Source organism: Streptomyces sp. DvalAA-14 (assembly GCF_900091855.1).
GTDB lineage: Bacteria > Actinomycetota > Actinomycetes > Streptomycetales > Streptomycetaceae > Actinacidiphila.
The window spans coordinates 1-5,997 of the sequence record NZ_FMCH01000322.1 but is presented as its reverse complement, the minus strand read 5'-3'; the positions used below and the strand labels follow the sequence as shown (position 1 = coordinate 5,997).

Below are 5,997 nucleotides of genomic sequence, written 5' to 3'. Positions count from 1 at the left end.
GGGATACCGGTCGAACAGGCATCACAGAGGTATCCGCTGACGGAACGTCCGTCAACCGTCCGTCAAGCAGCCGCGCCCGGGCTCGACGTGGCACGTCAGCGGTGCTTCAGGGGATATGTCCCGGCTCCGGGGCGCCGACCTGCCCGGCGTCAGTGGTGTGGACCTGTGGGGCGGATGGGGCGGGCGCGCCGCGCGTACGCCATCTGTCGGCGGGCCGCTGGTACCGGTGACCGCGCCGGACGGCCGCGGCGGGCGGGTCGGGCGGCGGGGCCGCCGGGTCCGTGCCCCGGGGTGCGGACCCGTCCGTTGGTGCAGTGACGATTCACCGGCCCCGGCTCAGCGGGTCCCCACCGCCGCTCTGACCGCGCCCCGCGCCATCCCGCAGTCGTCGTGCAGCCGCCGCAGCAGCAGCCGCTGCTCCTCGCCGGCCTCGGCCGAGCCCGGCGCCACCGGACCGGGCGCCCGCATGGTGCGCTGCACGGCCAGTTCGTAGGTGCGGATCTCCCGGGTCAGCACCAGCATCAAATTCACCAGGAAGGCGTCCCGCGCGGCCGGGCCCGCCTCCTGGGCCTGCTTGCTGATCTGCCGCCGCGCCGCCAGATCGTCGCCGAGCACGGTCCACAGCACCGCCAGGTCGTAGCCCGGCAGATACCAGCCGGCGTGCTCCCAGTCGACCAGCGAGGGGCCCGCCGGGGACAGCAGCACATTGGACAGCAGCGCGTCGCCGTGGCAGAACTGCCCCTGGGCGTGCGTCAGTCCGTGCAGCAGCTTGTGCAGATCGCCCATGTCCCGGTCGGTCAGCAGCCCGAGCTCGTGGTAGCGGTTGATCCGTGCCGGGTAGTCGATCGGCGCGTCGAAGGAACCGGCCGGCGGACGCCACAGGTTGATCCGCGAATACGCCGACAGGGCGGCTCGTACGTCGCCGCGGCTCGGCGGGTGCGAGGGGTGGCGCTGCGGGGACACCACCCGCCCGGGCATCCGCTCCATCACCAGGACGCAGCTGTCGGGGTCGGCGGCGATCAGCCGCGGCGCCCGCACCGGCGGCCGGTGCCGGACGAAGGTGCGGTATGCGGCTATCTCGTGGCGGAAACGCTCCGCCCAGGTGGGGGAGTGGTCGAGCAGGCACTTGGCGACCGCCGGGGCGCGCCCGGAGCTGCCGATCAGCAGCGCGGTACGGGCGCCGCGGCGCAGTAACTGGACCGGGGTGAACTCGGGACAGATGCGCTGCACCGCGGCGACCGCGTTGCGCAGCTGGGAGCCCTGCGGGCCGGTCAAGTCGATTCTCCCGCTGAGCGGATGGGAGGCGGCCGCCGGGCCGCGCCGGATCGCGGTGACCTGCCGGGGTCTGAGCCCCGGCTCGACGGCCGACGGATAGACGGGTCGGGGCGGGGCGGACACGGAGGACGATGCCGAATACATGACGGGGAGCAGTTCCCTTCGCGTGCCTACGAGTTCGGGTCGCCACCGCGGCGGTCACGCCGCGGGGCCGGTCCGTGCCCGCCGGCCGGGCGCCGCACCCTGGGGAATGCGGACCCGGCCGGCAGAAACGGCCGTCCTCGCGCCGTACCCTCCCCGGGCCGGCCCCGTGAAGGACCGGCCGGCGCCCGGCAGTTGCCGGGCGGGGTGGCGCGTTCCTACCTGACACCCGGCCGCGGGTGGCAGACCATCTGGCGGACCCTGGCGAACCCTGGCGAATAGTCGCGGCGCGAATGGCGCCGGGAATACTGTCAACTGTGCCGAGGAACCTGGGGGCTTGACGTGGACAGCGAAGCCAATACCCGACTCGCGGACCTGTTCGGCCTCACCGGCTGGTCCAAGGGCGAACTCGCACGGCTGGTCAACCGGCAGGCGGCGGCCATGGGCCACCCGCAGCTGGCGACCGACACCTCGCGGGTGCGCCGCTGGATCGACACCGGTGAGTCGCCGCGCGACCCCGTGCCGAAGGTACTGGCCGCACTGTTCACCGAGCGTCTCGGCCGTGTCGTGACCATCGAGGATCTCGGGTTCGACCGGCATCGGCAGACGGGAAAGAGACAGACCGGAGACGGCCTCCCGTTGTCGCAATCGGTCCGCACCGCCGAGGTCCTCACCGAATTCACGGGAATGGACCTCATGCTCAACCGACGCGGTCTGGTGGGCGCGGGCGCCGCGCTCGCCTCCGGCTCCGTACTCAGCGCGGCCATGTACGACTGGCTGCACACCGATCCGGCCCTCGCGGCCGACGCCCCCGATTCCGACGACCCCCTGCACGCCGACCCGGCGGACCACGACCGCTACGAGGCGGCTCCCGTCGGCTCCCAGGAGATCGAATCCCTGGAACGCTCCGTCGAGGTGTTCCGGGCCTGGGACGCCTCCCGCGGCGGCGGCCTGCAGCGCAAGGCGGTGGTGGGCCAGCTCAACGAAGTGGGCGGCATGCTCTCCTACCGCCACCCGCCGCACCTGCAGGCCCGGTTGTGGGGGGTGGCCGCCAACCTGGCCGTGCTGGCCGGGTGGATGTCGCACGACGTGGGCCTGGAACGCACCGCCCAGAAGTACTTCGTGCTCGCCGCGCACGCCGCCCGGGAGGGCGGCGACCGGCCGCGGGCCGGCGAGGCGCTGTCCAGGGCGGCCCGTCAGATGGTGCACCTGAACCGGCCCGAAGAGGCGCTCGATCTGATGAAGCTCGCCAAGAGCGGCAGCGGCAGCGGGGCCCCGCCCAGGACGCTGGCCATGCTGGAGACCATCGAGGCCTGGGCGCAGGCGGCCATGGGCCGCGGCCAGGAGGTGCGGCGCACGCTCGGCCAGGCCGAGCACCTGTTCGTCTCCGACCGGAGCGACACGCCGCCGCCGAGCTGGATGCAGAACTTCGACGAAGCCGATCTGCACGGGATGCAGGCACTGGCCTTCCGCACCCTCGCCGACTTCGAGCCGTCGGCGGCGGTGCAGGCGCAGATCCATGCCAACCGGGCGATCGCGCTGCGCACCGGCGGCCACGAGCGCTCGACGATCTTCGACTTCCTGTCGCTGTCCGCGGCCTGCTTCATCTCCGGCGACCCCGAACAGGCCGACGCGCACGCCCGGCACGCCCTGCGGCTGATCGGCCAGACCTCCTCGCACCGCACCTGGGACCGGTTGTACGCGACGTACCAGCTCAGCGAGCGGTACGCCGGCCACCGCCGGATCCAGGACCTGCGGCAGGAGATCGAGGCCATGATGCCGCGCGGGAAGGCCAGAAGCGGCGCCAAGGGGACGGCCGCCCATGCCGGGCCGGACGCGGGCGGTGGCCGGATGTCCATATGACCGGGGCCCCGACGGCCGACCTCAGAGCGGATCCCTGACCGATCCGGTTCTCGCACCGGCCTGACGCCGAACGGGCCGGAACCGCACGGCGGTCGGACACGCCGCCGCAGTACCCGTGGATCACGGACCCCCGGGCTCCTCGTCGCTCCGCTCCCGCGCGTACCCGCGCGGCAGGGGCCGCGGGTGCGCTCAGGCGATCCTGGCCACCAGGACACAGGCGTCGTCCTCGCGCTCGCAGACGCCGAACTCCTCGGCCACCAGCCGTACGCAGTCCTGTGCGGACCGCGTGCCGGCGAACAGCGGTGCCATCGTCAGCAGACGGTCGGCACCGCTGTGGGTGCCCGCCGCGGCGGCGGCGCTGCGGCGCGGCACCAGGCCCTCGGTGTGCAGCAGCAGCAGATCGCCGGACACCAGCTGCTCGCTGGCCTGCCCGTAGCTGGCGCCGGAGGTCGCGCCGAGCAGAACGCCGTCCGGCGGGTCCAGCACCCGCCCCGCCCCGTCGCGGAACAGCAGCGGGGCGGGGTGGCCGGCCTGCGACCAGTGCAGCAGCCGGGAGCCCGGCTCGTAACGGCAGCACAGGGCGCTGCCCAGCGCGGGCTGCGGCGAGGTGTCCAGCAGTTCGTTGAGCCAGCCCATCAGCGGACCGGGCTGGAGGCCGGCGACGGCCATCCCGCGCAGCGCCCCGAGCAGCATCGCCATGCCCGAGGTGGCGGCGACGCCGTGGCCGGTCAGATCGCCCACGGTGAGTAAGGACGAGCCGTCCGGCAGCTGCATCGCGTCGTACCAGTCCCCGCCGATCAGCCCACTGGTGGCGGACGGCAGGTAGTGCGCGGCGAGGTCCATCGTGATCGGGCCACCGTCCTGCGGAAACCTCAAGGTGCCGCGCCACGGCGGCAGGACGGCCTCCTGCAGCTCCACCGCCATCCTGCGCTCGCTCTGCGCGATCCGGCGCTGGCGTTCCAGGGACTCGCGGGTCTCGCGCAGGGTGCGCTGGCTGCGGCGCAGATCGCTGACATCGCGGATCACCGCCCACATGGCCACGGTGGCGCCGTCGGCGCCGAGCACCGGCTCGCCGACCATGTGCACCGTGCGCACCGCGCCGTCCGCCCGCACGATACGGAACTCGCCGTCGATCGGCAGTCCGTCGACCAGGCAGCCGGTGACCATCCCGGTCAGCAGCTGCTGGTCCTCGGAGAAGAGCCAGGCCGGCAGCTCGTCCAAGGTCAGCGGACCCTCCTCGGTGGAGCGCCCGAAGATGCGGTAGAGCTCGTCGGACCACTGCGCCGCGTCGGTGAGCAGGTCCCATTCGGCGCTGCCGGCCCGGCCGAGCGCGCCGATCGTGCCCGAGTCGGGCAGCGGGGCCCGGGCCGGGCCGTCCTCCGGCAGGCCGCCGTCAGCGGGACCGCCCGGCTCGAAGCCGTCCTTGAGCTGGCCCAGATGGGTGCCGAGATCGTCGAGCTGGTGGACGGCCAGATCGCACAGCGCGCGCTGCCAGCGCAGCTGGGGGTCCTCGGTGGCGACGGCGGTGTCCCGCAGCACCGCGTCCACCCGGGTGCGCAGCAGGCGCGCCTGGGAGATGAGCGCGTCCACCGCTCCGGAGTCCGGTGGCTGCGCTGCGGTGTGATCCGCGTGCGTGGGGGACGGCATGACGCACTCCGAACGAGTCAGCTGGCGGGCGCTTGGCGGCCGGGCGGACGGAAAGGACCGGTAACGACTGTTGCACAGCGAGCGATGGCCCGTAAGGGTTTCCGCTATACCCGATCCGGTGGTGCTGCTGGCATGTGCCAAAAGCCCACAGTGTTTCCGGCCACCCCCGCACCACCCGTCGGCCACCCGCCGACCGTCCGCCGGCCACCCGTCGGCCGCCGCGCGGGCCCGCGGCCACCGCGCGGAAGCGACATCGCCGCGCGGGACTCGGTAGGCTTCCGCCGCCCGTCCCCACGGAATCCTTGCTACCGCCAGGTATGGAACGCGCGGCCCCAGGTAAGGATGCCGGGCACTGGCAGCGGAAATCCCGTTGCCATGATTCCCCCCGCACCGGATGCTGACCTCATGTTCGACCCAGACATAGCGCCCAGCGGCACCCTTCTCGGCCTCCTGCAGAGAGGACGCGGAGACGGGCCTCTGCACGCCCTGGCGGCGCCGCGGGCGGAGGCCCTCGCCGCCCTGGAGGAGTGCGTGCTGCGCGACCCCCGCCTGGACTGGCGGGTCGAGTCGCGCTCCTTGTACTACGCGCGCCTGTACTCCGACCTGGAAGGCCCGCTCGACGGGATCGAACAGCACCTCTTCCAGCCCGACGACGTCGTCGCGCCCGACGAGCACCGCTGCGGGCTGGCCCTGTCCGTGCTCGGGCACCTGGCCGGATACGGCCGCCGCGACGCCCTGCGGCTGCTGCGCCGCTACGCCGCGTCCGGCGGCTGCTGGGAATGGGCCCTGGACGAACTCGCCGTCCGCGACGACGAGGCCGCCCTGCGCGCCCTCGGCCCGGCCGTGGTGGCCCGCTTCCCGCACACCCCCGAAGGCGAGGCCGGACTCGCCCGCGCCCTGCGCGAGGCCTACGAGCCGCGGCCCTGGCAGCTGTGGGCCGAGGACGGCGCCCATCCCGACACCGCCCGGCGGGTACGCCACGCCGAGGAACAGGCGTCCTTCGACCGGTGGCAGCGCCAGTTGCGCCCCGCCGGGCCCACCCCCGGCTGGAGTGTGGCCGCCGTCCTGGAC

Annotated in this window: 3 protein-coding genes and 1 pseudogene; 2 read left to right on the top strand and 2 right to left on the bottom strand. The window is 73.7% G+C overall.

Translation table 11 applies throughout. The features are described from left to right. Nucleotides 1-336: 336 nt before the first annotated feature. A complete protein-coding gene (locus GA0115240_RS16120) occupies nt 337-1,419 on the bottom strand; it encodes an aminoglycoside phosphotransferase family protein (RefSeq protein ID WP_093737364.1) in 1,083 nt (360 codons plus the stop codon). 339 nt (nt 1,420-1,758) lie between these two features. On the opposite strand from GA0115240_RS16120, the gene GA0115240_RS16115 reads away from it, so the two are divergent. Continuing rightward, entirely contained in the window at nt 1,759-3,279 is a 1,521-nt protein-coding gene (locus GA0115240_RS16115) for a DNA-binding protein NsdB (protein ID WP_093737363.1), read from the top strand. A gap of 189 nt (nt 3,280-3,468) precedes the next feature. Here GA0115240_RS16115 and GA0115240_RS16110 read toward each other — a convergent pair whose 3' ends face one another. Beyond that, nucleotides 3,469-4,926 (bottom strand): PP2C family protein-serine/threonine phosphatase, encoded by a 1,458-nt coding sequence (locus GA0115240_RS16110; RefSeq protein WP_093737362.1) that lies wholly within the window; start codon nt 4,924-4,926, stop codon nt 3,469-3,471. A gap of 405 nt (nt 4,927-5,331) precedes the next feature. Between GA0115240_RS16110 and GA0115240_RS16105 the strand changes: the two are divergent. After that, a pseudogene (locus GA0115240_RS16105) lies at nt 5,332-5,997 on the top strand (HEAT repeat domain-containing protein); the annotation flags it as partial.